Consider the following 25,754-nt stretch of genomic DNA (forward strand, 5'->3'; position numbering starts at 1 on the left):
GCGGCCGCGAGCGTGGCGAGCACCTCGGCCTGCCCGGTCGAGGCGGCGGTGAGCAGACGCATGTTCTCCTGCACCCGAGTCACCGACGCCGTGCTCGTCGAGGCCAACGCCGGGCGGTAGATCCACGGCTTCCCGGCGACCATGACGAACTCGGCCTCCCACATGACGCCGCCGCCGAACCGGGTCTGCTTGGTCACCGACGGTCCGTCCATCAGACCGACGTCGAACACCCGCCGCACGTGCCGCTCCCCGCACGCTTCGTCGGTGCAGTGCGGGCAGCACGTCAGCACGCACAGCTCCCCGCCCTGACACATGCTCGGCAGGCACGCGCTGCCCTTTAGCGCGGAGGTCAGCCAGGCCAGCCCGTAGGACAAGGCGCAGTCATCGGCGCCGAGCAGCAGCACCTTCCACGTCATCTCCCGCTCTTCGAGGATGTACGGGCCGATCGCCGCGCCGCCGCGTACCAGACCGACCGGGTCGCGCTTGCCGGGGCTCTTCGACAAGCCGATGACCTCAAGCCCGGCGATCCCGTAGAACCGGGCGCTCTCGGGCACCGCCGGGTCGTACCAGTCCGCCCCTGCAGGGGGCACGTCGGCCGGGTAGGTGTAGGGCGGATCATCCAACGCCACCGGCAGGTTGCACCCGCCGGTGCACTTCATGGAGATGCCGCCGTTCCCGGCGTAGACCTGCGCCCGCTGGTTGTTGATGATCTCGGTCCCGTTGAAGGACATCCACCCTTCCCACGCCATTGCCTCACACCGTCCCGAGTCCGACAGCACTGGTCGACGCCGCCACCGACGTCAACCGGGAAACGACCTTGTAGGCGACCGTTTCGGGGTCCTTGGCCGGTGTCTGCACCGTGATGGGCGCATTGATGATGGTCTGCACCTTCTCCGCGACCGACGACGCCACGGCGCTGCCCGAGCTGCGCAACCCGGTCAGCAGCGACATGAGCCCCGACTGCTGGGCCAGCTCACGCGCCCGCGCCGGACGAGTCAGCGGGATGATCACCTCGGGTCCGGCCTCGCCGACCAGCCGGTACTGCGCGGAGGTGACGTAGTCGCCGTTCGCGGCCGCCGCCGGGGCCTCCTGGCTGCCGCGCGTGTAGTTCACCGTAGCCGACATCGCCTGCGGGGCGGCCTGCGACCCGAGGGTGTAGTTGACCGTGGTCGACCTGGGCTGAGGGTTGGCTTGCGACCCGAGCGTGTAGTTGACCTGCGTCGACTTCGGCTGAGGCGGCGCCTGGGTGCCGAGCGTGTAGTTCACGCGCGCGGACTGGTCCGGCACCTTCGTGGCCATCACCGCCGAGGTGACGCGCATCGTGCCGTTGCAGTTCAGCGGCGGGCACACCGCCCGCGAGAAGATCGCCGTCCCCGAGCAGTTGAGCGGCGGGCACACCGCCCGAGTGAAGATCGCCGTCCCACTGCAGTTCAGCGGCGGGCAGACGGCAGCGGTGAAGATCGCGGTGCCGCCGCAGTTGAGCGGCGGACACACAGCAGCGGTGAACAACGCCGTGCCCGCGCAGTTCAACGGCGGGCACACCGCAGCGGTGAACAGGGCGGTCCCGGCGCAGTTGATCGGCGGGCACACCACGTTGGTGAACGTCGCCGTCAGCGGGATGTTCCCGGCGCCGCCGGACCCGGAGAAGAACCGCTGGATGCCGGAGACGTAGTTGGAGGCGAACGACTCGGCCGCGCCGGAGAAGTCGCCGGAGAACACCTTGTTGATCGCGCTACCCAGGGTGTCGGTGTCGGCATACAGCTGATCGGACACGTTCTTGATGAAGCCGCTCACGCCTCCGCCGCTGCTGCCCTCGGTGGTGAGGTTCACCGTGGCGTTGCACTCGATCGTCGGGCAGTCGAACGCGGGGATGCCCCACACCGCGTCGACGCCGCACCCGATGGTCGGGCAGTCGAAGGCGGGGATGTTCCATGAGACGTCGATTTGGCAGCCGTTGTCCGGGCATGCGGGAGAGCTGCCGACGAGGTTGTAGGAGACGTCGATCTGGCACTGCTTGGTCGGGCACGCGGGGGCGTCCCCGGCGACGTAACGGACTCTGATCTCGCAGTTGTCGCCTGAGGGGCAGCCGGGTGCGCCCGAGCTGGAGTAGGTGGTGGTGACGTCGCACCCGGTCGGGCAGTTGATGGACGGGCTGATCTGGATGTCGCCGATGCAGTCGGCGATCACCGAGCCGAAGCCGGAGCAGTCGATCTGCGGAACGATCGTGACGCCGTCGTCGCCGGTGAAGCACGCGTTCAGCGCGGCACCCAACCCCGAACAGTTGATCTTCGGGGTGACCTCGACGTCCTCCAGGCACGCCTTGAACTGGTCGGCGCAGTCACCGCACACGATCACGGGGTGGACTTCGACGTCTTCGCCGCCCTTGAACCAGTCGGAGATGGCGCCGCCGATGCCGTCGCCGATGCCGCGCAGGATGCCGCCGAGGAAGTCCTTGGGCAGCCCGGCCCACTTCGACAGGTTGTCCACGGTGTCGGAGATGTTCTCCAGCGTCCCGGCGGTGTCCTTCAAGCCGGTGACGATGTCGCCGCCCTTCTTCAGCCCCTTCAATCCCTTGATGAAGCTGAGCACGCCCTTGACGCCCTTGAACCCGGCCACGGCCAGCTTGGTGGCCTTGATGCCGCCCGCCAGGGCGAGCACCCCGACAGCGGCGGTCTTGAACGCGCCGGGGTTCTCCGTGGCGAAATCGTTGATGCCCTTGAGCACCGTGTTGAGCCCGTCCAAGGCAGGTCCCGCCAGCGGGGCGAGCGCAGTGGCGATGTTGCCCGCCAGGTCGGTGATACCGCCGATCGCGGTCTGCACCTTGGGCCAGTTCTCGCGCACGAAGCCGACGAACTTCTGAAAACCCGGGCTGTTGCCCAGATTCTCGCCCCACGTGGCGAAGTCCTTGGCCATGTTCTCCAGGCCGCCGAACACGTCGTCGCCGAACTGGTCATCCAGCGCCTTGATGGCGCCGACGACCCCTTTGGCCATGTTCCCGGCCGCCCGGCCGATCGACTCGAACCGGTCCGGGCCCGCATCCTTGATCCACTTCTGGACGCCTTGCCAGAAAGCCGACTTCGACGCGGTGTTGGCCTCCTGGCCCAGCGTCTTGATGCTGTCGGAGAACGCGTCAACGATCGGAGCGCCCTGCCCCATCAGCTCACGGCCGGTCTTCAACCACGGGGCCAGCGCGCCGAGCCCCTTGGCCTCGGTCGCCTTCTGCAGGTTGCGGTAGGCGTTGGCGGTCTTGTTGACCTCGCCGAGGAACTTCTGCTGCGGACTGGACAGGCCGTCATACAGGCGCTTTTGCTCCCGGAGAAGCTGGTTCTTCTCCTTGGTGGTGTCGGCCTTGGCGATGCGCTCGTCCAGGTCGGCCATCTTCTGCCGGACGTCGAGCACGTTCGACACCGCCGGGCCGATGACCCCGGCCCACGCCCCGACCCCCGCGGCGGCGGCGGTGAACCCGCCTGCGACCGCGCCGGCCCCGGCCACCAAGGGGGCGATGACCGCCGGGGCGGTGGTGCCCAGGGCGACCAGGGCGCCGCGCAGGGAGACCGCGCCGGAGGTGGCCTGCATGAGGTCCTTGCTCATGGACCGGGCGATGCTGCCCGAGTCGCTGCTGGCAAGGGCCTTGGCGAAGGAGGACTTGAAGTCGCGGCCGACCTTGGCTCCGGCCTTGCCGGAGGACGCTCCCGCCTTGTTCAGGCAGTCGTCGACCGCCTTGGAGGCGTTGCAGTTGGCCATCGCCTTGTCGAAGTTGGCCGAGAAGTCTCGGCCGATCTTCTGACCGGCTTTGTCGCCGCGGACCTTCGACAGGCACTTCTCCAGTGCGTCGCTGGAGCAGTCTTGTTCGAGCTTGCGGCGCAGGTCCTCCTTGAATCGGCTGGTGTCGGCGATGATGTCGACGGAAGCCGTGGCCAGACTCACACGTCCCCCCGAACGTTCGGTCACCAAGCCTTAGCTCAGGGTAACCGCCGTTCCGAGTGGGATTCGGTAACCTCACCCCCTTCTAGCTGCTCTTGTTCTGCGCGGCGAACGCCGACATGAACCCCGACCCCTCCTCGGCGGCCGACCACAGCGGCGCCTCTTCCAGGATCGAGGGCGGCAAAGACGGCGGCGCGAACAGCTCCGCTTCCAGCTTGGCCGCGTCCGAATCCTTGACGCACTGCGACCCGAGCCAGGAGAACACCGCGTTGAACAGGCGCGGAGCCGCGCACGCGTACGGGTCGAACCCCTGCCGCACCGACCAGGCATCGAAGCTGGACCACTGGGCGCGCGCCTTGACCGCCAGGCGCTGGCCGACGTGCCAGTCCCAGCCGACGCACCCGCCCAGCACTCGGGTTGCCGCCCGATACAGACGCACCATGTCGAGCGGATCGGCCGGGTCCATCAACCGGCCGAACAGGTACTCCTTATCGGAGTCGTTCATGCCGTGCGGGATGAGCACCAGCCAGGCGTTGTCGGCGAACAGCCGCATCAGATCCCGGGCCGGTATCTCCGGCACGTGCAGCGTCCGGCCGCTCTTGGACATGCGGAACCTGGCGGGCAGCCCAGGCGGGCCGATCACCGGCCTACGCGGCCTTCCTGCGCGGGTCCTTGGTGGTCTTCTTCTTGGCCGTCGCCGTCGCACTGGCCTCGGTCACCTGCACCGTGGTGGGGTCAGCCAGCTGCTCGTCCAGGTCCTCATCGGCCATCAGCAGCCCGATCGCGGCGAACCGCTCTTCGACCCATTCCTTCCACAGCTCTTCCAGCCGGGTACGAGCCAGCACTAGGTGCGAGTAGTTCAGCACGTCCTTCGGGTCGCGGTAGCGCTGCTCCAGCTCATCGGACTGGTCCGAGCCGAACACCACGTCCAAGAACCTCAGCAGCCCATGCAGACGCGTGCCGACGTTGGACCCCTGACGACCGGCGGCGATCAGCTCGGCCCAGACCGCGTCCTTGGGGCACGTCGCGGTGTACACGCGTCCGCCCATCCGGATCGTGGCCGTCTTCGGCGGCGGCGCAGCGATGGCGACGTCGTCCACGTCGAGCTCGAATACCGGCGTTGTCTCTGCCATGGTTCCCCCGAAACATGGATAGCGCCCCACAGAGTGAGCGCACGTTCCGTCCCGTTGACGGCGCGCCTTTGGGGCGATATGAGCGAAGCTACATGCCGCCCGGCGCGTCGAGCCCCGACGACACGGCCCCCGATATTGTTGAGCACATATCGCCCCCCGCGAGAGGAACCCCGCAACGCATGAGCCGCATCAAGAGCACCGAGGGCCGGTTGACCGATCTGGAAGCTGAGGCATTCCGTACTGGCCTGGACTTGCCCGACATCAAGACGCGCATCGTCGAGCTGCGGGCCGGGGTGGACGCCCGGTTCACCGGGATCGAGTCGACGCTCACCGACATGGTCGAAGTCCAGGTCGAGCACAGCGAAGCACTGGCCGAGCTCGTCAAGGGCCTCAACGAGGTGAAGGGCGTTCTGACCCAGCACGGCGCGCTCATGGCTCAGCAGAGCGAGATGATGGCCGAGATCTTGCGCCGCCTGCCCGAGTAGACGCGCGCTGTCAGCTGTGCACGACCACCGGCCACGGCGAAGTGGCCTCCAGAGCGCGCACCAGCCACGGGTAGGGGGCGACCGGCCGCACGGACTTGGCGAACACCAGCCCGCCGCCCTTGCCGGGGAAGACGAGGAACTTGCCCGACTTCGGGAAGATCATCCCGTGCCCCTGGTGGACGTAGATCGCGTAGTTCACCGGGGCGAAGATCTCCGCCCGGATGAACCCGCCCCCGCACCCCATGTCCAAGCTGATCGAGGCCCGCAACCGGCCGGTGTCCACCTTGCTGGTGGCCTTCGACAGCGCCTCGCACGCCTGGGCCACCGCGCGCACCTGCCGGGCGATGGGGCCGCCGCAGCCGAGCAGCGCGTCGATCTCGCTGTCGTGCATCGTGATCGTGCACCCCACGATGACCCCTCCCCCCGGCTCGTCTACGGCCCTACGGTGACGCCTCGCCTGACCAGCGGGGCGACCGCGTACATGATCGTCGTCCCGTCTCGTTCTAGATGCGTCTCGCGCGCCACCAGCCGGTAGCGCTGCCCTTCGTGAAACACCGAGTCCCCGAGCGTGAGCGTCGGGAAACACCGGGCGTCATCGAAGGAGCGCAGCACCCGCCCGGCGGCCGCGCGGGAACCAGAGGCCAGACGGATCTCCACACGCCACGACACCAGACATTCACCCGCACGTCTCGTCGGACAACACCGTGGCGTGCTTCTTGGAGATCAGCATCTCCACCAGGTCGGTGCGCGCCACCCGGACCGGGCGGCCGACCGGCAGATGCGGAAAATTAGAGATCGGGTAGTCGATCCGGATGCACACCTGCACCACCTCCGGGGCGGGCGCCGGCCCGGCCGCCGCCTCGGCCGACGAGTGGCTCTCGGTGGGCTCGGCGGTCTCGGTGCTGTCGTCGTTACGGATCTTGCTCATGTGCTCAACTCCACCTGGAACTGGAACGCCCACCCGGAGTATCCCCCGGCCGGGCCGACTGGCTCGCCGAACGACACCCAGTTCAGGGGTGCCTCGCACGAGTCTCCGACAAAGCAGTCCTGCACGGAGCTGCGCAGCAGCTCCCAATCGGCGTACGCGTCGAACGCGTCCGCCGTCAGGTCCTCAATCGACGGCGCCTCTCCCTGCTGGGAGACCGCGCGCAGGCAGCGCTGCACGCCGATCTCCAGCACCGCCTGGTACCGGTTGACGCAGCAGTTCGCGGCGACCGGGTCTATCACCGGGATCACCCGCGTCACCCGCACCCAGGCCTGCCCGTTCGGCGCATCCTGCGGCGGGTCATGGGCGGGATCAGCCGTACCGCACGGGGTGCAGTTCTCCACCGGCGGGCGCGCCGCCCCGTGGTAGACGAAGCACCGGCACACCGGCCGCGAGCTGGCCGCGAAGGTGTCGCACAGGCATTTGTACATGGTGGCCACCAGCAGCGGCAGCTTCTTGTCCGCGACGATGCCCATCAGCGCCCCCTCATGACAGCCACTCGGCGCGCGTCTGCGGCAGGTCCGGTGACCACACCTGCGGCCGGGAGCGCAGCCCGTCGGGGTTCACCATGGCCAGCCACATGTCGACCCTGGCCACCCCGGTACGGCCCTCCTTCAGGAACTCCATCGGGTCGACCAGGGTGTAGGTCATGCCGTCGCGCTGCACCTGGGTGACTCGCTCGGGGATCTGACACTCCGCCGAGCCGAGCCTGGCCAGCTCGCACGCCAGCGTCGAGGCGGCCGCCGACCCCATCGACCCGGCCGGGACCGGACGCCCCCGCTGGTAGGTGACTGAGAACGTGCCCTGCTCGGTGTCGAGGGCGGACATGTTCTGACACAGCGGCCAGCAATCCCCGTCGACGCGCCACAGCGTCTTGTAGTCGGCGGCCAGCCGGTAGTCCGACGGGTCGAGCACCGCGCCGTCCTGCTTGACCTCCTCGATCAGCCAGGCCGGGCCGGGCAGCTCGACCTTGCACACCGACACGCACTCGCAATCCCCCGGGCAGCCGCAGGAGATGTTGTACATGTCGCCGTTGTAGAGCAGCGGCGCGAACCACCCATACGACACCCCGGCCGTTCCCCACCCGGCCGAGTCGCCCCAGCCGGGGCCGGAGGCGTAGATCTCGCCGCCGCCGTACATGTCGGTGCACCGCTTCATGCACGGGCGCACCTTGACCAGGCAGGTGCCGTACCGGCCCGCGGTGAGCCGCCACAAGATCTCCGACGCCCACGCCACGGCCTGGTTCTGGGCCGGGGTCCAGTCGCCGGGGTCGGCCGCCCAGCCCTTGCACGCCGACATGTCGACCGGCCACGGCGTGCAGGCCATCGCCCGGGGCGGGTCCGGAAGCGGGGAACCCATCACGCGCTCCAGGTCCAGGCGCCGCCCGCCTTGGATGAGCCGTCGGGGTTGAACACGGTGACGTCGACGGTGGCGTCTTCGCTGCCCTGCGCCGGACTCGTGACGGTGATCTTCGTGTCGGAGACCACGGTGAACGAGGTGCCCTCGGTTGACCCGAACGTGGCCTTGGTCGCGCCGGTGAACCCCGACCCGTTGATCGTCACCGCGGTCCCGCCCGCTGCCGGGCCGGTGGCCGGGACGAGCGGCGGCGTGATCACGATGTTGGGGTAGGCGTAGGTGTAGGCGTTGCGCAGCTTGCCCGAACCGCCGTCGCCGAGCACCTCCAGCTCGACGACCGCGCCGACTGCCCCGGCGGGGGTCTTGCCGGTGATCTGCGTGTCGGAGACCACGACGAAGTCGGTCAGCGCCTTGCCGCCCAGGTTCGCGCCGGTCGCCCCGGTGAAGTGCTCGCCGGTGATTGTGACCGCCGTCCCCCCGGCCGCAGGGCCCGCGTCCGGGTCGATCGCGGTCGGCTTCGGAGCCGGAACCACCGGCAGACAGGATTCGTCGTTGGGGTCCTTGTCCGGCACATCGCCCGGCTTGAGCACGAGCAGCCCGGCCGTGGCCGCCGCGCACACATCCACGGTGCCTACTCTCAGCGGGGCGTCGCCGTGCTCGGTGATCAGCTCGCAGTCGACCAGGTAGTACAGGGTGCCGTCCGTCTTGGACTGCACCAGCACGCGGCCGTCCTTGCCGTGCTGCCACGGAAACCACGGGTTGGCGATCATCCAGCAGGAGATCCACGCCCCGATGCGCTCCCACAGCGCCATGCCATCCCAGCCGCCCGGGTCGGCGAACACGCGCACGCTGCCCGACGGGTCCGACAGCACCCCCTCGGCGTCGACAGCGTCCGCCACCACCGTGGTGTTCTTTGCCTTGCCCATGATCAGCGCTCCTTACGGTTCATGCCTGGGGTGTTCCTTCGTGCAAGCCCTCCAAGGTGGCAGCCACCCCGGCCAGGTCGTTCAAGGTGTCGCCGAGCGTGGCCAGCTGCGCCAGGTCCTTGACCCGGTAGGCGTACCCGCCCGTCTTGGTCGCGCTGCCGCCCGGCGTGGTCACGACCACGTCCACCGCGATCGGGCCCGACCCTGCCGGGGAGGTGACCACGATCGTCTCGTCGTCGACCACCGTGAGCGCCGTCCCGGCGTTCGGCCCGAACATGACGCCGGTCGCCCCGGTGAACGACAGCCCCTTGATCGTGACCTGGGTGCCGCCGTCCATCACACCGATGTTCGGCGTCACCGAGCTGATCTGCGGCGCAGAACCAGCGCCGACGATCGACACCTCGTTCGACCACACCGACTGATACGCCCCGTACTTGGCCGCCACCCGATACACGTAGGTGGTGCCGTCCACGACGGGGTTGTCGGCGTACGTGGAGGCCCACGGGTCGGTGATCGTCGCCAGGTCGGCGAACACGGCCGGGTCCACCTTGCGCTGCAGCACGTACCCCGACGGGACCGTGCCGCTGCTCCCGGCGTTCTCGATCTGCGGGTAGGCGCCCACCCACCCGGCCGTCGAGCCCGCCCACAGGTCCTGGTTCACAGCCCACGCCCCGGCCGCCTTGGGCACGATCCCGAACCACGCCTGGGTGAGAGTCAGCTGCGTCAGGTCGACGCCGACGTCGAGCACCGATTCGGTGAACGTCGCCGCGTGCGGGTCGGAGCCCTGCGTGATGCGCAGCGTCACCCGGCGCGGCCCGTCCTCGCCGACGCCGATCTCGAGCCGCCACCACGAACCAGCCGCGACACTCAATGTCGACGCGGTCCACGAACCGCCGGTCGCGCGCGCCCACAGCAAACCGGCGTTGTCGATCTGCACCTGCACCTGGGCCGCACCCAGAGTTGGGCCCTCCAGCCCGAACACGATCTGCGGCTCGACCGCAGGCAGGGCGTCGGCGTAGCCGTAGAAGCGGAAACAGAACGGCGGCCGAGGCAACAGCGCCGTCTTGACCTGCCACCAGGTGCGGGCCTGCGCCGAGCTGGGCGCGGCCGCCGGGAGCACGTACCGGGTCGACACGCCGCCGACCAGCGACACCGCGGCGTCGTCGGCGACGCTGCCGCCGTCTACCTGATCGGTCTGGTCCCACGGCCGCCGCCCCGGCAAGCTCTTGGCCGCGTTGTTGTACCAGCGCCACTCGAAGGCCGGGGTCTCCCACGCCAGATACGCAGTGGCGTTCTGCGAGGCCCGCCACTGCCGCAGCTCCGGCGCAGCCAGAGTGGTGGCCACCGTCACGGTGTTGGAGTAGGGCGACTCGTCCAGGTCCTGCACCGCGCTCACCTTGTAGGCGTACGGCCCGCCCGGGGCGAGCGAGGTGTCGGTGTAGGTGCGCACCCACGGGTCGGACACGGTGTCGATGACCTCGAACGCGGTGACGTCGTCGGGCCCGGCCCGGTAGATGCGAAACCCGAGCGTTCCGGCCACCGCCCGCACGGTGCGGGCCCGCCGGGTGGTGGCGTACGGGCCGATCCAGCCGAGCGTGGACACCTCCCACAGGTCTTGCCACACCACAGCGTCGGCGGCCGGGCCGTTGGCGGCCAGACCGAAGGTGAACTCGTTCCACTGGTGAGCCAAGCTCGTGGCCGTCTGGCCGAGCCACACCTTGTTCGGTGCGGCGTGCGGGTCGTCGCCGTCGCAGACCCGGACCTCGATCGTGTTGTCGCCGGTGGTGGCCAGCCCAATCTCGACGCGTATCCACTGGCCGAGCTGCGGCACGATGTCGGTCGCCACCGCGTCCGCGCCGCCGGTGGCGACGGTGAACGCCCCGGCCGTGGAAAGCCCGAGCTGGAAGGACTGCTCGCCGGTGCCGTCGGTGGTGGCCTGCTTGAGCCACGCCAGCTGGCACGCCGTCGACGGGCGCGCGTCCATCCGCATGTAGAAGCGCGCCCACAGCGGGAACGGCAGCTGATCCCCGGCCGGGGTGTTGGCCCACTCCTGCCCGGTCAGGGTCGCCGTCCCGGCCAGGATCGTGAACTTGGTCGAGGCGTCCCCGACGAGCACCACGGTGCGATCGGTCGAGATCAGCACCGGGGTGATCGTCTGCGTCCACGCTCTCGGGTCGGCCACGACGCCCGCCGTGGTGGCCTGCTTGTAGTCGAACGCGAGATCGGGGTAGTCCCACAGCAGGTCGACCCGCTGCGGGGCGACAGCGCCGCGCAGGCGAAGGTTCGTCGGCGCGGGCAACGTCACCGTCACCTTGACCTCGGTGACGCCGCTGTCCGCGCCGGTCACGGTGACCGTGTAGGTGCCCGGCGCGGCGTAGGTGTGGGCGACCTCCACACCTTCGCCAACCCCGGACGTTGTCTGTCCGTCTCCCCAGTCCACTCGGTACGGCTCAACCCCGCCGGTCGCGGTCGCGTAGGCCGTCAGGGCGTCATTGCGTACCGAGACCTCAGGGTCGAGCCCTACGAGAAAGGGACGGTGGCGCTCTGGCTGGTCGACGGGCTGTCTTCCTGCATCAGGATGACGGTGTAGGTGCCCGCCGCGGCGTACTGGTGCGTCTGGGCCACGCTGTCGACCGCCGCCACGGTCGGGGTGCCGTCACCCCAGTTGATCGACAATCGCTTGCCGGTGCCGTCGACCGAGTTCTTCGGCGTCAGGCTGGCCGTCATGTTGGTGTTGTCGGTGGAGTCCTTGGACAGGTCCTGAATGATCGGCGCACCCAGCAGCGTCTGGCAACCACACTGCGCGGCAGGCGGGGTGAGGTAGACCAGCTCCAGGTCCATGTCCTCATCGGCGGCGATCGGCGTCGCCAGCGGCGCCGGCTTCGCCGTACCGATCTTGGTGATGTCGTACGGTCCGACACCCCACCCGCCACCGGACTTGGTACGCCCGTTGAACACGAACGACAGCGCGCCGTTCTCGATGGTCAGATCGCCCGGTGCGCCGCCGACAACCCAGGGCAGCAGCAGGTAACCCCACACGCCGTCGGCATACGACGGAATGACCGTGTTGTCGACGTTGGTGGTGTCCATCCAGATTTCCAGCGCGTACCCGGTGTCACACGACAGCGACGAGCTGCCGCGCCAGCCGACGGTGTTCCCGGCCGCGTCGACGACCTTCTTGTAGGTCGGGTTGATGATCTGCACCAGATCCGGGTCGACCTGACAGAACGTGATCGTGACGTTGCGCCACTTCAACTGGTCGCACGCCTTCTCCGAGACGCAGATCTCCCCGGCCGCGTTGGTGACGGTGGTCTCCTCGCCGTCTTCGACCTCCGCGCCGAGCTCGACGCTGACGAAGCCGCTCGTGACGACGAACGCGCACGCCGACGAGATGGGTCGCCCGGCGTTGTCCAGCCGCGTGACGCGCATGCGACGGCCCCGCAGGAATGTGGGGCACGCAATTCCAGCCATTGTTGTTCTCCCCCCGAAGAACTCGCTTATTTGTGGTCACGCGTCCAGATCGACCGCGACGGCTCCGAGCAGGCAATCTGTGGTGGCCAGATACGTCCGCTCAGAAAGGACGGTCCGGATATTGGTCTCATAAGCGAACGCATTGGCGCTGTGAATAGCGCCGCGCCGGATGACGACTTCGCCGGTCACATACGCCCAGAACTCGATATCGCCGCTGACGGGCGTCCCGTCGGGGGCGTTGCCGAAGTAGCCGCCGCCGAACGCCAGCCGGGTGCCGAGCCGGGTGTGCAGGCCGCCCGCCGTCCCGCCCTCGGGCTGCCCGTTGTGCATGTAGTCGCCGTGCACGAGGTACTTGTCCTCCATGTACGGATACACCCACCTGGGCAGGTGAATGACCGCCTGGTTGGAATACTCCTGACAGGCGTAGGCCTCCAGCGAGCCGATCGCGTGCAGCAGACTCACCGCGGTATCACCCGACGGCTTACCGACTGCCTTGCCGCGCTGCAGGTTGATCGTGCAGAACGCCCGCTCGGCCTCCAGCTGCTCCTGGCCGCGCAGCCGGTCCTCGTTGAACGCGATGCGTTCGGGCAGCGTCCAGCCGACTTCGTTGCACTGCCACAGCTCGTACACCGTGAACGCGTCCGGCTGCGTCACCCACCCGTCGCCGGTGTCGTCGGCCCCCTTGACGTGCGACGTTTTATCGGTCGGGTCGCCGGTCCCGGAGGGGCACCAGCCCTGCACCCAGTCGGCGTCCGCGCAGCGCGCAGACATGTACTGGATGCCCATCGCCCATCGGCCGTCGCCCTCGACGATCGTGGCCGCGTCGAACAGCCCGCCCCGGTAGGGGCGCACCCCCGCGCCGGGTTGGGTGACCGTCTCCAACGGCTGCTTGGCCGCCAGAATCGGAGTGCTCATACGTGCTCACCTTCCTGTCCCCCGTTGGTGGAGGTGCGGGCCGGGCTGGGGCGCTGAATCGAATCGGGGAAGATGTGCCATCAGCGTGAGATCAGCCCGGCCCGCACCCCGTCTGCGGGGCTGTGCTCGTCAGGCGGCAGGGCAGGTGATCTGCGTCTGCGCGCCGGTCGTGCCGTCGGGGCACAGCGGGATGGTGAGCTTGGTGGCCTGGTAGCAGCGCTTGCAGACCGCGACGCCTTCCTCGGTGAACAGAGCAAGGTGCATGTTGGTCTCCAGCAGCGTGGAGTCATACAGGCCATCGATGGTGATCACCGGGGCGGTCAGCTGGAAGTACGTTCCGGCCGGGTACAGCAGCACATCCACGGTGGCGGGCCACGCCTTCGGGTTGGTGGCGCCGCCGAAGTCGGTGTCGGTGCCGGTGGCCAGCGCGTCCTGCCAGTCGTAGACGAACTGCGGGCGCACGCCGCGCGCCGACAGGTAGGAGATGAGCTGCGCGTTGGAGACGTTGATCATGTCGACGCCGTTGCGCTTGGCCAGGTCGCTGCGCAGGATGCCGAGCACCCAGTGCGGGAAGACCGCCTCCAGGGACGCGTTCTGCGCCATCCGGTACTTGTAGCGGTAGTACTCGACCTGCAGCTCGACCAGGCCGAGCACACCGGCCGTCGCGCCCGGACCGTAGGTGTTCTTGTCCGGGCTGGCGCCGGCGGTCACCACCACGGCGGTGGCGGCCGCGGCGGCGGTGGCCAGCTTGTAGGCGTTGAGCTTGTGCTTGTGCGCGGCCAGCGCCTGCTGGGTGAAGTAGGTGATGAGCTCCGGCCAGGCCCGCTCGGTGAGGATCGGCGACTTGATGCACAGGCCGTCGACGTCCATGCGGCACTCGGAGTAGTCGGTGCACGGGATCTCGTAACACGACTTCTTGGTCCCGGCCGCGACCTGCGTCTCGGTCAGATGGAACCCGACCGCGGAGTAGATGTCGGAGAAGTCGGGCACGTTGGGGAAGCGGATGCCGCCCCGCTTGGCCACGATCTCCGGCACGTCCCACATGCCCGCGTCGCCGTCGGCGACCGGGCACATGTCGTACAGGGTCTCCGAGGGGGCGCACCAGCCACCGGCGGCGATCAGGTTCCCGCCGGGCAGCCCGGACTCCTTGGTGACCTTCTCCACCATGGTGTTGACGTCGGACCCGTCGAAGGTGTCCAGCGTGTTGGGGCTCTCGCGGTGAATCGTCGCGATCCCGACGCGCGAGGAGCCGTGCACGCCGCCCCGGGCCAGCGCCTGCAGCCGGTTGGTCGCAGCCGTGGCCAGATCGCCGATACCGGCCAGCACCTGACCGGCCCCGTACTCGGGCACGTCGGAGGCCGCCGTGGTGGAGAACGTGGCGCGAGTCAGCGCGGAGCTGGCGGGCTTGTCGTGGCGGCCGCCGAGCGGGACCTTGGGGGCGGGCTTGCCGGATGCGGCCACGGGCTCGGGCTCCTTGTCTGCTGCGACGTCCTCGACGCTCTCCTGAGCGCCCTGCTCCCTCTCCGGGGCTGCGGGGATGTCCTCGGCCGTTTCGGTCGCTTCAGCCGCCTCCTGGGCGGTGCGCTCCTTCAGCCCGGCGATCTTGTCGGCGAACCCGCCGATCTGCGCCTCACGCTCAGCAGCCCGGGTCAGCGAGTCCTCGACCAGGTCGGCGGCCTTGACCAGGGCGGCCATCGCCGCCATGTCCTCATCGGCGTAGGCGTCCTTGCCGTGCACCGCATCGAAGTGCGCCACAACCGCGTCGCGCAGCTCTTCGAGATTGGCGTGCTCGGCGATGACGGCCTGCACAGCGGCGTCACGAGCGGCCTCGTCGGCGTGCTCGGCAGTCCAGGCGGCAAGCAGCTTGGAAATGGTGTCGTTCACGTGGCCCTCCCAGGTGCACACGTCACAAAACGGATTGGTGTGCTCCCGGCCGCTACCGCCAGCAGAGCCATTCCGGTGCCCGGCCCTACCGCCAGCGGCCACCGTCATTCGCTGCGCCCAGCGTAACCCCTTGACCAGCGGCGACGCCCTTAGCGCGCTAGTTGCGTACGCGCGTCCACGTCACCCCGAAACCCCTCACAACCCCTCCCCCCATCACCAGTCGCGCTGCTCGCTGCCGTACTGCACCGACGCCAGCTCCGACGACAACACCGCAGCCACCGACGCTGACAGCAACGTCATCGACCACGTCCCCGAGGCGACGTTGACCGCCGTACTCTGCGACGAGTAGGCGTAGGGGCGCACCTTCTGCCCGGCCGTCAGGGGCAGCGTGCCGCACACCGACACCCGCATCGCCGCCGTGATGGGCGACTTGTACTGGGAGATACCGCCCACGTAGGCGGACTGCGAGCTGTCCCACATGTCGACGCTGATCGCCCGGTTCCCGCTCGGCGTGGTAACGGACGCGAACTGCACCATCAGGAACGCCAGATAGATCCCGGCCACCGGGGCATGCATGACCGTGCCGGGAGCCTCCGGGGTGATCTGCCACCCGCTCGCGGGCTGCTCGTAGTCGGTCGTGCCGAACAGCAGTTGAGCGCCGCTCGTTGGAATCGACTGGCTGGCCGTGGACGACAGCTGCACGCGCGGCCCCATATAGGCGGCCAGCACCGTGTCCAGGCGTTCGGCGAGCGACTGCCAGTACTGCCAGGTCTTGGACTCATCCGAGCTTTCCGGGTAGGGCAGCTTGAAGTTCGGCGTCACCTTCGCCATGACCGGGGTCCTCCTTACGTGGCGGGGATCATGCCGATCAGCGGCCACATCGTGTTGATCATCACGTTCTGGCCGGTGGCCAGCACCGCCGTACCGGCCAGCGACGCCAGCGACGCGGTCCCGTTCACATCCACGTACGCCGACCCGTGCACGTAGGAGGTCCGCATCGGCACCGTGATGATCTTCTTGGGGAACAGCGACGCGATCAGCGTGCACATCGGCGAGTCAGCGATCGACCCCGACGCCGCGGCGGTGATGTCGGCCCCCGTCCTGGTGGCGTACAGGCTGATGAACGCCCACGGCCCGCATGTGTAGGCGTAACACGGGTTGTCGGCGTTGGCCCCCCACCCGGTCGACCAGGACGCGACCGGGGCGCTGATCAGCTGCGGAGTCCACGCCTGCTCGATCGCCTGGGCGAGCTGCTGCCAGTACTTCCACGTCTGGCTGTCCTCGGCGCTGTCGGGGTAGGGCAGCTTGAACAGCGGCGTGTACGACATCGTCATGACGCCCTCATTTCGCCGCCGGGACCTTGTCGACGGTGCCCCCGTTGGCGCTACGCGCCCCGTACGCTTCGGTGTCGGACAGATAGTCGACGAACGTGCCGTCGAGCCGGGTGTGCCGCCACACGACGGGCTCGCGCTGCGGCGGCGGCGTGCCGACGTAGGAGCCGCCCCAGCCCGCCGACGTCCCGGCGCCGACCTGGCTTCCCTTGCCCTTGTTGCATCCGCACATCTACTTGCTCCCCTTCATGGCTTCCCACTGGGCCACGGCCGCGCATGCTTCGGCCTGGCTGCCCGCGTTGACGTGCTGCAACCCGGGCCAGTTCAGATCGCCGGTCGAGCACATCTTCTTCGCCGCGTTGATCGCGGTGGCGATCTTCTGGGACTCATCGCCGGGCACATGCTTGGCGATGCGCTTGATGTAGGCCGGGAGCCCGCCTCGGTCCTCCACCCAGTTGAACGCGGCCGACAGCGTGAACTCCTCGTGCTCGATCATCGCTGTCTTGAACGCCGCCGCCTGCTGGGCGCGACGTCGCCCGGTGTGATCGGACATCCGCGCGGCGTAGAAGGCCGCGGCGCTGGCCCGCTGCTCCTGCTCGGCTTCGCGACGCTCCAGCTCGTCGACCACCATCTTGGCCAGACTCGCGGTGTCGAAGCTGACCCTGGCGTACGGGCCGCCTCGCTCCCCGATGGTGGGGGTCGCGGCCGGGCGGATCACCCCGGCCGCGACGAGCGCGTACGGGGAGCCTTCGGCGTCGGAGCGGTAGCGCGGGATGGGGAAGCCGGGCACGTTCACCGACAGGGCGGCCACCAGCTCCTGGCCGCCGCCGATGGCCCGCCAGTCGCCCGACAGCGGCGAACGGGCGAGCACGTCGCGCACCTCGTCGGCCACCCCGGGCAGTACGGCTCCGGCCACCCAGATGCCGAACTCGTCCTCTCCCGCTCGTACGGCGGCGGCCTGCGTGCCGGTGTTGTCGTAGTGGGCCACCGCGTTGGCGTAGCCGTCGCCGATGTCGGCGTGCCCGGTGCCGACGGTGAGCAGCCCCACCCCGAGCGGGCGCGGCTGGCCGTCGCCGTCGTCGACCTGAACGGACGCGGTGTGGAAGTAGGCGTACCCGGTCGACGAGCGCGGCGCAGTCACGCACCGGCCCGAGTAGGAGGTGTGGCAGGTGTCCCACACCGCCAGGTGCCCGTACACGCGGCCGTCCGCGCTGACCTGCAGCGGGGTCGGACCAGACAGGCCCGGGTCGTTGAACCAGGCGGCCGGCGCCGCGCCAGGAGCTCCGGCCGCCAGGATCGCGTGCGGCATGCACGGGCGGCAGTCGTCGACCTCGACGCCGTCGCCGAGGGGGCCGCCGAGCGCGTGTTCGCTCTTCAGGGTGCCGTCGGAGTTCCAGCTGTCGGGGATCTTGTCGGACAGGCCCAGCGCGCGGGCCCGCTTGATGATGTGGCGGCGCACCGCGTCGCGGTCCTCTGCGGTGCCCTCCGGGCCTCCGGCGCGTCCCACCGCGCGGATGGCGTTGTCCAGGTCGGTCTCGTTGCGGATCGGGTACCGGCCGCCCGGCATGGCGTCGCCGTCTTGGGTGGCCTTCTTGCGCTGCTCGGCGGAGATCCCGGCCGCGACGAGCTCCTCGACGGGGACCTCGCCGAGGGGTTCGTCGCCGTCGTGCCACACCGGCTTGATGGTGGCCTCCGGGAAGGCCTGCTCGGCGACCATCGTGACGCTGGTGGTGCGCCAGTCGGTGGCCAGGGAGGCGTACTCGGTGTGTTCGCACTCCTCGCCGCACCCCATGGCGAACCCGCCGTCGGCGTCGATGCATGCCATTTCGCGGGTCTCGTCATCGATGAGGACCGACACCCAGCGGTGGAACCCGTCGCGCAGCTGCCGGGCGGCTTCGCGGCCGTGCTCGCCGCCCAGGTCGAATCGGCCCGCGCCCATGAGGTAGTCGCCGTCTCGCCACACCCGGTCGACGTCGCCCACGATGACCGACCGCTTGTGCCCGTCATCGGACATGAGCTGGTACAGCAGCGGCATCGGCAGAGGCCGGACGCGGACCTTGCCCGAGGCGGGCGCGGCGATGACCCGCCCGTCAGCGGAGGCGGTGTTGAGCGGGGCGATGACGCCGCGCCACCGGTCCGGCAACGGCCGCTCCTGAGCCTCGTCCTGCTCGTCGTCGTCGAGCTGCTCGTCGAGCTCTTCCACAGGTGCACTCATGGGTTACGCCCCCTTCGGGTAGAGCACGCGCTCCGCGCGCTGGTTCAGAATGTCGGCGGCCAGCTGCCCGAAGGTGACCATCGAGCAGCGGCAGTTGATGACCTCCCCGGCCGGGCCCTGCGGGTCGCCCGGGAACTGCAGGAGCGCCCCGCCGACGTGGAACGGCTCGATCAGGTCGACCTGCTGCCGGTCGGCCCGCCGGTGGGTGGGCCGGGTGCGCTCATCAGCCGTGGAGATCCACAGCTTGCGCTGTCTCTCCTCGGTGCGCTCGTTGTGCGCCTTGGCGGCGGCGTAGGTTCCGGCGTTGACGGCGGCGTGCACCTCGGTGCGGGCGATGCGGGTTGCTTCCCAGTCGGTGGCCGCCTCCTCGACGACGAGCGTGGCCTTGACCCGATCGCGCAGCTGGCGCACGTCCTCCCCGGCGGCCAGGCCCTGGGCGAGCTGCTCGCGCAGCTCCTCATACACCTGGTCGGGGTAGTTGGTCAGCCGGTTGCGGATCGAGCGCAGGTAGGCGTCCCGGTACGGCTCCGGGTTGTCGCGCCCCTCGTCGACGGTCGGCACCCTCGCCCAGCCCTGGTCGAACACCTGCCCGAGCTCGGGCAGCACCACCGTGTCCAGATGGGCGTCCCACACCTGCGGGCGCGGGAACTGGCCCAGGTCCGGCGCCTCCCCCGCAGGCGACAGCGACACCACCGACCGGCGCACCCGGGCCAGGAACGCGCGCAGCGCTTTGACCACCACGGCGTACAGGCGCCGCTCGTTGGCGGCGTCCTGCAGCCCGTAGCGCATGCGCAGCCGGTCGACGGCTGCGGACATGGCGGCCGACAGGCGCCGCCGGTCAGGCGGCACCGATACCCACCTGGGTGTCGTGCACGCCGGACGCGGCCAAAACCCGCACCAGGTCGTGGCGGGTGTGCGCGCGCCCGGCCAAAAGCAGGAACCGCACGTAGTCGTCGACCACCTGGTGCAGCCGGTCATGGCCGGGAACCGCCGAGTGGAACTCGGTGTACGCGCCCGACAGCATGTCGTCCAGATCACCCGATTGGGGGCTGATGTGCAGATGCAGCTCATCGGAGTCGATGTGGGCGTACTTACCCCGGTAAGCGCGGTTGCGGCGCAGCAGCCATTTGCCGGACCGCTCCAGGGCGCGCAGCGTGGCCATCTCCGACACCGCGACCAGCCACGGGTCCGCCGCCGGCGCGGCCGGCACGGCGGCCGCGGCGAGCTGCCCTTGGGCGTTCGGGCCCGACTGCGGGATGCCCGGTTGCGGGCCCTGCCCGGTGGCCTGGGCGGGTGCGGGCGAGTGCGGCCCGATGTCCGGGGTCATCGTGGTGGGAGCCTGGAACCCGCCGGGGATGTCGATGCCGAGCATGGGCAGCAGGTACGGGGCGAGCTGGGCGTTGCCGAGCGCGATCCTCGTGGCGAGCATGGTCTGCGCTTCTTGCTCATCAGGGGCGTCCTCGTCGGAGAACCCGTTCTCCCGACGGGCTGCGTCGGCCCCGATGAGCCCCTGCCCGTACAGAGTGAGCGAGTCAGGCCCCTTGTTGGCCTTCATGACGACGTCGGAGGTGTCGAACCAGATGGCGTACCCGCCCGGGTCGGGGTGCTTCAGCGCCTCCAACGCGGGGCGCAGATATCGGACCGTCAGAGCGTCGACGATGAGCGCCAGCAGGGGTTCGACGTGGAGCTTAACCGCTGACTCCTCGATCGCCCACGCCGACCAGTGGTTGACATCGCCCATGCCGAGCAGCACTTCGGGCGGGATGTCCAGCCCGTTGGCGATGCGCCGGATGGCCGCCTCGCGCAGCGTCTCGACCCGCTCGTCGAACGGGGTGCTGAAGGTGACGTGCTTGATGGAGTCGATGGCATCGGCCGGGACTCGGGCGACCATCGGGACGATCGCCGCGGCGGAGTCGCGGTTGTTCAACGGGGTGATCATCGCTTCGATGAGCCCGGCCATGAACGGGTCGGTCTCGACCGGGTTGGGGCTGTCGGACTCGGTCGGCACGGCGAGCGAGACGTTGTCGGGGATGAACAGGATGCCCGCCCCGGCCAGCCTGGACTGGGCGGTGGCGCTCACGTGGGCGTCGAGGTCGAGCAGCTGCTTGAGCGGGCCGCGCAGACCTCGCACCGGCGAGTCGGCCTCCCACCCGATGCGGGGGTGCGGCCGCCACAGCCGGATGATGGTCGACTTTTCCGGGTCGAGCTTCACCTTTTCGTCGCTGTCGGGCATGCGCAGCTCGGGCACCCCGCGCCGGTGGTCGATCTCGTCCGCGCTGGCGCACACCCACCGGCGGCGTGAGCCCTGCAGCCGGTTGTTCGGGTCGGTGTAGTCGAACCCGCACAGGTAGGACTCGCCGGGGATGTTCATGTGGATCGCCAGGCGGCGCAGCATCTCCCCCTGCCCGGTCTGGCCGTCGAACAGCTCATCGAGCGGCACCTGGGCGCCGTCGCCGTCGTCGGTCGGGATGGGCTCGGATGAGCCGTTGGGGTCGATCCGGCCGACGTACAGGCGGGTGCGGGAGCAGGCGTTGGACAGCCAGCCCGCGCCGTAGCGCAGCTCGGTCACCTGGTCGTAGCGCACCCAGGCTTCTTCTTGCCAGCCAGCGGTGCGGGCGACCTTCTTCAGCTGGCTGATCGACAGCACGGCGGCCGAGGCGATGAGCGCGGGCTGGCTGGCCCGATTCTTGTGGCGGCGCCATCCCGCTGGGACGAAGTGCGTCGTCGGCTTGGTCATAGAGCGGCCCCCCGGGTGCCGTGATCATTCCTCGCGGTTGGCCAGCACGCCGACCAGGTAGCTGGTGGCGAGCGTGCTGGTGATCAGCCAGAGTGGCCACTGGCCGGAGGGGACAGACGTGCTGGTGACGGTGCCGCCGGTGATGGCGTAGACGAGCGCCCAGACGGCCAAGCTGATCCAGAAGCCGGAACACCAGGGGCAGTTCATCAGCTTCCACAGCCACCGACGTGCGGAGACGGAGGTGTAGGCGGTGCGCGCGACGAAATGCGTGATGGGCTCCAGGAGCGCCGGGGGCACTTCGCCGCCGACCAGCCGCCACACCGCGCGGCGCAGGGGCTCGGTGACGGTGTCGGCGACGAGCAGCCGGGTCAGGCGCGCTGATGCGAGCGTGACCAGCACAAACGCGAAAATCCCCTGCATGTTACCGATGGTAACGCCACCGTCACGCGGGGTCGGGGAGCTGTGGGCGGACACACATCAGCCCGGCCTCACAGAGCAAGAGATGAGACCGGGCTGCGCTTGTGTGATGCACCACCAAGGGTGAAACCGCCAGGGGACTGGCAAAGGACCCACGGGCCTTCACCTGCGACGATACCGCCTCAGCTCTGCCCGTCCGAGCAACCGGACGCCCCGCACCCGGCGTGCTTCCCGCCGCCGGTCTCGATCACCGTCGGCTCCCCCACCGGCAACACGTCACCTGGATACACCTCGGCGTCGTCAGCGTGTTGCACGACCGCCGAGGACACACCGGCGATGAACCGCACCCGCACCCCGTCAAGCTCGCCCTCCACCCAGCGCCGCATCTCCTCCAGGTCGGCCTCCTCCTGCGGCACGAACGGCATCGTCAGCAGCAGCGTGTCGCCCGAGCGCACCACCACCGCGCGCGCGAGCAGCTCGTCGCGCTTGTCGGCACGCTTCTGCCTGCGGGCCTGCCGCTCCAGGACGCCTTCAAGCGGTTCCGTGCTCACCATGTCTTCTCCCTTGGGTTGTGGAGCACTTACGCGCTCGGGTCGATGGCCACGTCGGGCGGACCGGCCGGGCCGGTCGTCATCGCGGTGACCGCTTGGGCGTGGTCGATCATCAGCTCGTGGCGCAGCTCGGCCACGGCGTTGGAGAACTCGTCAGCATCGCCCGGCGAAGCCCCGGTGACGGCGAGCAGCCGGTGAATCGCCGCGGTGTGGCGGGCCTGCTCGGCGACGCGCAGCAGCTGCAAGCCGAGCTGCTCCAGCTGCAGCGGCGCGTACTGCTCGCGCATGCTGCCCCACTGCACCACGGCGACGGGCTCCAGCTCGTCACGGGTGGTGAGCGACCAGCAGTACCAGTTCGGGTCGTCCGCGCTCAGCGGCGGCGGCCCGGTTTCCGGCCCTGGCCGGTTCTCCACCGGCAGCACCGGCTCGGCGCTCTCTTCGAGGGCGATGTCGCGCGGCTCGCAGTTGGCGGTGGGATCGGAAGCGCACGGGCATAGGCCGCTCTTGGCAGGCCGGTCCAGCTGCTCGGCGTGCTCCTCGGTGGTGATCTCCATGCACGTACGGTATCCAGCCGAACACACGAACGACCCGCAGGCGCGTGCCTGCGGGTCGTGATGTGCGAGCGTCAGAGGTCGAATCGTGCTCGGATGGTGGCCCGGATCTGCTCGGCGACGTCGTCATCGACGTCACCGAGCCACTCGGCGAAGTAGTCCTTGCCGTACGCGCGTAGGTCGGTCACGGCGGCAACGCCCTTGATCGGCTCGGTGATGGGCACGGTCAGCAGTGTCAGGTCGGAGGGCAGCTCATCGGGGTTGCGCACGAGCACGCAGTAGATGAGATGACGGCGTTCGATGATCCAGTCAGCGTCGACGATGATCGCGATCAGGTCGTTCTTGCGGGCGGGGATGCGACGGATCTGCCACTGACGCAGGGGGATGTTCGGCTCGCTCACGCGGCGTTGTCCTGCTCGTCAAGGGCGTCCTGAGCCTTCATGAGGTAGTCCATGTACTCGGACTCCTCGATGTCGTGGTCGGGGGTGCGGTGCGCGTCGATGCGGCGCAGCTCTTCGCGGGCGAGCGCCGCGCGCACGGCGCGGGTGACGTATCGGGAGACGTTGTCACCGTGCCGCTTGCGCAGTTCGCTGTCGATCTCGTCGGGAACACTTACAGCCAATCGCTTCATACATCAATCATACTCTGTTATTACGAGTTTGTCGGGTCACTCAATTCCCAGATCAGCCGTACCCCCGCCGCGCTTGGGCGGGCTGATCGTGCGCCCGGCCAGCCCGGTCGTCGGCGGCACTACCTGCGTCTTGGACGCGTCGGCCGCCGTGGAGATCGCCGTACTCGCGCCCGGGATGGGCAGCAGGTGGAACGCCAGGTACACCGACGCGTCGATCCGCCCCGGCGACATGGAGTCGTCCGGCTGCCAGGTGGCCCATTCCGACTCCAGATCCGGCAACGGCGCTCCGGTGCGGATGTTGTCTTCGATCCACTGCTGGGCGATCGGCTCGGCCCGCAGCAGCTTGCCGAGCTTGGCGCGCACCACCTTGATGTACGGCGGCAACACCCCCCGAGGGATGGAGCCCTCGCGCTGCAGCGCGTCCCACGAGGTGCGGATCGTGCGCGTGGCCATGTCGCCGCCGTAGTTGGTCTCCACGATGATCGTGCCGGCCTCGATCTCGTGCGCCAGCTGGCACGCCTTGCGCCCCCACTCATCCGAGCTCATCTCGCCCGACCAGTCGTGGGTGTAGTACAGCTTGCGGTCCTCGCCCAGATGAGCGGCGATGATCCCCGCGGTGTCGCGGCCGCCGCCGGACGGGTCGACGGCCACCGCCTTGCGCATGGCCGGGACCTGCGACAGGTGATCGCGGCGGGCGGCGATGGTGTCCCAGCTCAGCAGCGCCCCCTCGGCCGGTTGCGGGTCGCCCTGATACAGAGCGTTGAACTCGCGCGCCCCACCTTCGACGCGTTTGCCGTTCCAGTGCGCGAGCAGCGCAGCCCGATCCCCGTGCGCGATCTTCGGGTGCGGCAGCGGCTCGCCCGGGGCGCGGCCGAGCGCGTCGACGGGCACCCACCGGGCCGGGTTCGGCGGCACCGCGATGGCGGGCATGTGCACCAGCTTCCAGATGCCGCCGTCTTCGACCAGGCCCTGTTCCTTCAGCAGCCACCCGGTCAGGTCGAAGGGGTGCCACCGGGTCTGGATGATGATGATCACCCCGCCGGGTTGCATGCGCGGGATGACCGTGCCGGTGTAGAACTCGCGCACGTGCTTGCGTTTCGCGACGCTGTTGGCGTCCTTGATGCCCGCGTGCGGGTCGTCGATCACCATCAGGTCGACGTCGACGCCGGTCAACCCGCCGTCGACGCCGACGCATCGCATGCCGCCGCCGGAGGTGAGCCGCCAGTTGTGCGAGGCGCGCCGGCGCGGGTGCAGCTGCAGCCCGTAGCGGTGTCCGTGCGCTTCGACCAGGGCGAGCACGTCTTTGCCGCGCCCTTCGGCCAGCTCCCCCGCATACGAGGCGACGGCCACCCGGTGGCGGGGGTGTTTGATCAGCCACCAGAACGGCGCCCAGGTGGCCGCCGTGGTGGACTTGCCCGACTGCGGCGGCACCGTGAAGATCAGGCGTTTGATGCCGCCTTCTCGGTCAGCCTCGGCGATCGTGCGCCCGATCATCTCCACGTGCTCGCGCAGCACGAACGTGTGGTCCAGATGGCGGCCGAGCAGCGCCGGGTCATTCAGCGCCGCCGCGTCCAGGCGCGCGCGCAACCGAGCGTTGACCTGCCGGGCGGCGGCCAGCTGCGCGGAGACGATGGAGGCCTCCATCACGCCTCAGGCACAGCCAGGCGGCGCAGGAACGCGGCGTTCTCCTCGTGCAGGCGGGCCAGCTCCAGCATCTCGTCCACCTCGCCCACGGAGGCGTCGGTGTTGGGTTGAGCGGCGGCCACGTCGTCCACCACGGCGGCGGCCAGAGTGGTGCCCCCGGCCACCCCGTAGGCGTCTCTCAGCCACTTCAGGGCGGTGTCGCCGGAGCGGGCGACCTGCCACAGGTCCATCTCGTCCACGTCCTGCGAGGTGAGCCTGGACAGGCGGCCGATCACGTGCCGCAAAACCCCGTTGGCGATCTTCGCTTCGGTGTCCATGAGCTCACGCCGTTTGGCCGCCAGCTGCGCCAAGAAGATCTTGTCTTGCTGGCGGTCCCACGCCTCGGCCCGCTCACGCCAGCGGAACCGGTGGGCGGCGTTGTGCGCCGTACCGTGCGCCAGGTTCACGAGTTCCGCACACTGTTTCACAGTGCGCGCCCGACCCAGGTCCCGATACATGGCGAACCGGGAGTACTGCCGCTCGGACTCCCCCGACTGGCGCTCCCACAGCTCCCGGTCGGTGCCCAACAGGATCTGATTCGGTGTCGTCATAGTCCCGA

General features: G+C 69.3%; 28 protein-coding genes. 1 reads left to right on the forward strand and 27 read right to left on the reverse strand.

Going from position 1 to position 25,754, the window contains the following annotated elements; translation table 11 throughout:
* The 4 genes from ACIBG8_RS54205 to ACIBG8_RS54220 form a co-directional block, all read right to left on the reverse strand.
* Window positions 1-731 (reverse strand): hypothetical protein (locus ACIBG8_RS54205; RefSeq protein WP_397351297.1); only part of this gene is annotated, 731 nt, incomplete at its 3' end.
* Window positions 732-753: 22 nt separating this feature from the next.
* Window positions 754-3,927, reverse strand: coding sequence for a hypothetical protein (locus ACIBG8_RS54210; RefSeq protein WP_397351298.1), 3,174 nt, complete (start codon window positions 3,925-3,927; stop codon window positions 754-756).
* Between the two features lie 82 nt (window positions 3,928-4,009).
* Window positions 4,010-4,567: a hypothetical protein gene (locus ACIBG8_RS54215; protein WP_397351299.1), complete on the reverse strand. Its 558-nt coding sequence runs from the start codon at window positions 4,565-4,567 to the stop codon at window positions 4,010-4,012.
* A 4-nt stretch (window positions 4,568-4,571) separates the two neighbouring features.
* A complete protein-coding gene (locus ACIBG8_RS54220) occupies window positions 4,572-5,057 on the reverse strand; it encodes a hypothetical protein (protein WP_397351300.1) in 486 nt (161 codons plus the stop codon).
* Window positions 5,058-5,236: 179 nt separating this feature from the next.
* Here ACIBG8_RS54220 and ACIBG8_RS54225 point away from each other — a divergent pair, with 179 nt between their 5' ends.
* Window positions 5,237-5,542 carry a hypothetical protein gene (locus tag ACIBG8_RS54225; RefSeq protein ID WP_397351301.1) on the forward strand — a complete coding sequence of 102 codons (306 nt, stop codon included), beginning with the start codon at window positions 5,237-5,239 and terminating at the stop codon, window positions 5,540-5,542.
* A 10-nt stretch (window positions 5,543-5,552) separates the two neighbouring features.
* On the opposite strand, the gene ACIBG8_RS54230 is transcribed toward ACIBG8_RS54225, so the two are convergent.
* The 23 genes from ACIBG8_RS54230 to ACIBG8_RS54340 all read right to left on the reverse strand — a co-directional run bounded on the left by ACIBG8_RS54230 (window position 5,553) and on the right by ACIBG8_RS54340 (window position 25,746).
* Window positions 5,553-5,951, reverse strand: coding sequence for an HK97 gp10 family phage protein (locus ACIBG8_RS54230; RefSeq protein ID WP_397351302.1), 399 nt, complete (start codon window positions 5,949-5,951; stop codon window positions 5,553-5,555).
* Window positions 5,952-5,974: 23 nt separating this feature from the next.
* Window positions 5,975-6,199 carry a hypothetical protein gene (locus ACIBG8_RS54235; protein ID WP_397351303.1) on the reverse strand — a complete coding sequence of 75 codons (225 nt, stop codon included), beginning with the start codon at window positions 6,197-6,199 and terminating at the stop codon, window positions 5,975-5,977.
* Between the two features lie 19 nt (window positions 6,200-6,218).
* Window positions 6,219-6,470 (reverse strand): hypothetical protein, encoded by a 252-nt coding sequence (locus ACIBG8_RS54240; RefSeq protein WP_397351304.1) that lies wholly within the window; start codon window positions 6,468-6,470, stop codon window positions 6,219-6,221.
* Window positions 6,467-7,003 (reverse strand): hypothetical protein, encoded by a 537-nt coding sequence (locus ACIBG8_RS54245; protein WP_397351305.1) that lies wholly within the window; start codon window positions 7,001-7,003, stop codon window positions 6,467-6,469. The genes ACIBG8_RS54240 and ACIBG8_RS54245 overlap by 4 nt, the downstream gene beginning before the upstream one ends.
* Window positions 7,004-7,013: 10 nt before the next feature.
* A complete protein-coding gene (locus ACIBG8_RS54250; protein ID WP_397351306.1) occupies window positions 7,014-7,886 on the reverse strand; it encodes a hypothetical protein in 873 nt (290 codons plus the stop codon).
* A complete protein-coding gene (locus tag ACIBG8_RS54255; RefSeq protein WP_397351307.1) occupies window positions 7,886-8,809 on the reverse strand; it encodes an IPT/TIG domain-containing protein in 924 nt (307 codons plus the stop codon). The genes ACIBG8_RS54250 and ACIBG8_RS54255 overlap by 1 nt, the downstream gene beginning before the upstream one ends.
* A gap of 19 nt (window positions 8,810-8,828) precedes the next feature.
* Window positions 8,829-11,294 (reverse strand): IPT/TIG domain-containing protein, encoded by a 2,466-nt coding sequence (locus ACIBG8_RS54260; protein WP_397351389.1) that lies wholly within the window; start codon window positions 11,292-11,294, stop codon window positions 8,829-8,831.
* 35 nt (window positions 11,295-11,329) lie between these two features.
* Complete coding sequence (locus tag ACIBG8_RS54265; protein WP_397351308.1) at window positions 11,330-12,238, reverse strand: PKD domain-containing protein; 909 nt, start codon at window positions 12,236-12,238, stop codon at window positions 11,330-11,332.
* A gap of 78 nt (window positions 12,239-12,316) precedes the next feature.
* Entirely contained in the window at window positions 12,317-13,195 is an 879-nt protein-coding gene (locus ACIBG8_RS54270) for a hypothetical protein (protein ID WP_397351309.1), read from the reverse strand.
* 129 nt (window positions 13,196-13,324) lie between these two features.
* Window positions 13,325-15,079, reverse strand: coding sequence for a major capsid protein (locus ACIBG8_RS54275; RefSeq protein WP_397351310.1), 1,755 nt, complete (start codon window positions 15,077-15,079; stop codon window positions 13,325-13,327).
* Between the two features lie 213 nt (window positions 15,080-15,292).
* The gene (locus tag ACIBG8_RS54280; RefSeq protein ID WP_397351311.1) at window positions 15,293-15,910 is read right to left on the reverse strand and encodes a hypothetical protein; all 618 of its coding nucleotides are present in this window, start codon (window positions 15,908-15,910) and stop codon (window positions 15,293-15,295) included.
* 14 nt (window positions 15,911-15,924) lie between these two features.
* Window positions 15,925-16,413: a hypothetical protein gene (locus ACIBG8_RS54285; RefSeq protein ID WP_397351312.1), complete on the reverse strand. Its 489-nt coding sequence runs from the start codon at window positions 16,411-16,413 to the stop codon at window positions 15,925-15,927.
* 7 nt (window positions 16,414-16,420) lie between these two features.
* Window positions 16,421-16,642: a hypothetical protein gene (locus tag ACIBG8_RS54290; RefSeq protein WP_397351313.1), complete on the reverse strand. Its 222-nt coding sequence runs from the start codon at window positions 16,640-16,642 to the stop codon at window positions 16,421-16,423.
* Entirely contained in the window at window positions 16,643-18,625 is a 1,983-nt protein-coding gene (locus ACIBG8_RS54295; protein WP_397351314.1) for a hypothetical protein, read from the reverse strand. It lies immediately after the preceding gene.
* A gap of 3 nt (window positions 18,626-18,628) precedes the next feature.
* Entirely contained in the window at window positions 18,629-19,474 is an 846-nt protein-coding gene (locus tag ACIBG8_RS54300) for a phage minor head protein (RefSeq protein WP_397351315.1), read from the reverse strand.
* Window positions 19,464-21,362, reverse strand: a complete 1,899-nt coding sequence (locus ACIBG8_RS54305; protein WP_397351316.1) for a hypothetical protein — start codon at window positions 21,360-21,362, stop codon at window positions 19,464-19,466. The genes ACIBG8_RS54300 and ACIBG8_RS54305 overlap by 11 nt, the downstream gene beginning before the upstream one ends.
* A gap of 24 nt (window positions 21,363-21,386) precedes the next feature.
* The gene (locus ACIBG8_RS54310) at window positions 21,387-21,782 is read right to left on the reverse strand and encodes a DUF1360 domain-containing protein (RefSeq protein WP_397351317.1); all 396 of its coding nucleotides are present in this window, start codon (window positions 21,780-21,782) and stop codon (window positions 21,387-21,389) included.
* Between the two features lie 179 nt (window positions 21,783-21,961).
* Window positions 21,962-22,333, reverse strand: coding sequence for a hypothetical protein (locus tag ACIBG8_RS54315; RefSeq protein ID WP_397351318.1), 372 nt, complete (start codon window positions 22,331-22,333; stop codon window positions 21,962-21,964).
* A gap of 26 nt (window positions 22,334-22,359) precedes the next feature.
* Entirely contained in the window at window positions 22,360-22,884 is a 525-nt protein-coding gene (locus ACIBG8_RS54320) for a hypothetical protein (protein WP_397351319.1), read from the reverse strand.
* Between the two features lie 71 nt (window positions 22,885-22,955).
* A complete protein-coding gene (locus ACIBG8_RS54325) occupies window positions 22,956-23,282 on the reverse strand; it encodes a hypothetical protein (RefSeq protein WP_397351320.1) in 327 nt (108 codons plus the stop codon).
* The gene (locus ACIBG8_RS54330) at window positions 23,279-23,512 is read right to left on the reverse strand and encodes a hypothetical protein (protein WP_397351321.1); all 234 of its coding nucleotides are present in this window, start codon (window positions 23,510-23,512) and stop codon (window positions 23,279-23,281) included. The genes ACIBG8_RS54325 and ACIBG8_RS54330 overlap by 4 nt, the downstream gene beginning before the upstream one ends.
* Window positions 23,513-23,548: 36 nt before the next feature.
* Entirely contained in the window at window positions 23,549-25,156 is a 1,608-nt protein-coding gene (locus ACIBG8_RS54335; RefSeq protein WP_397351322.1) for a hypothetical protein, read from the reverse strand.
* Window positions 25,156-25,746, reverse strand: coding sequence for a hypothetical protein (locus ACIBG8_RS54340; RefSeq protein WP_397351323.1), 591 nt, complete (start codon window positions 25,744-25,746; stop codon window positions 25,156-25,158). The genes ACIBG8_RS54335 and ACIBG8_RS54340 overlap by 1 nt, the downstream gene beginning before the upstream one ends.
* Window positions 25,747-25,754: the final 8 nt, after the last annotated feature.

The sequence above is a fragment of the Nonomuraea sp. NPDC050556 genome, from assembly GCF_044457355.1.
Lineage (GTDB): Bacteria > Actinomycetota > Actinomycetes > Streptosporangiales > Streptosporangiaceae > Nonomuraea.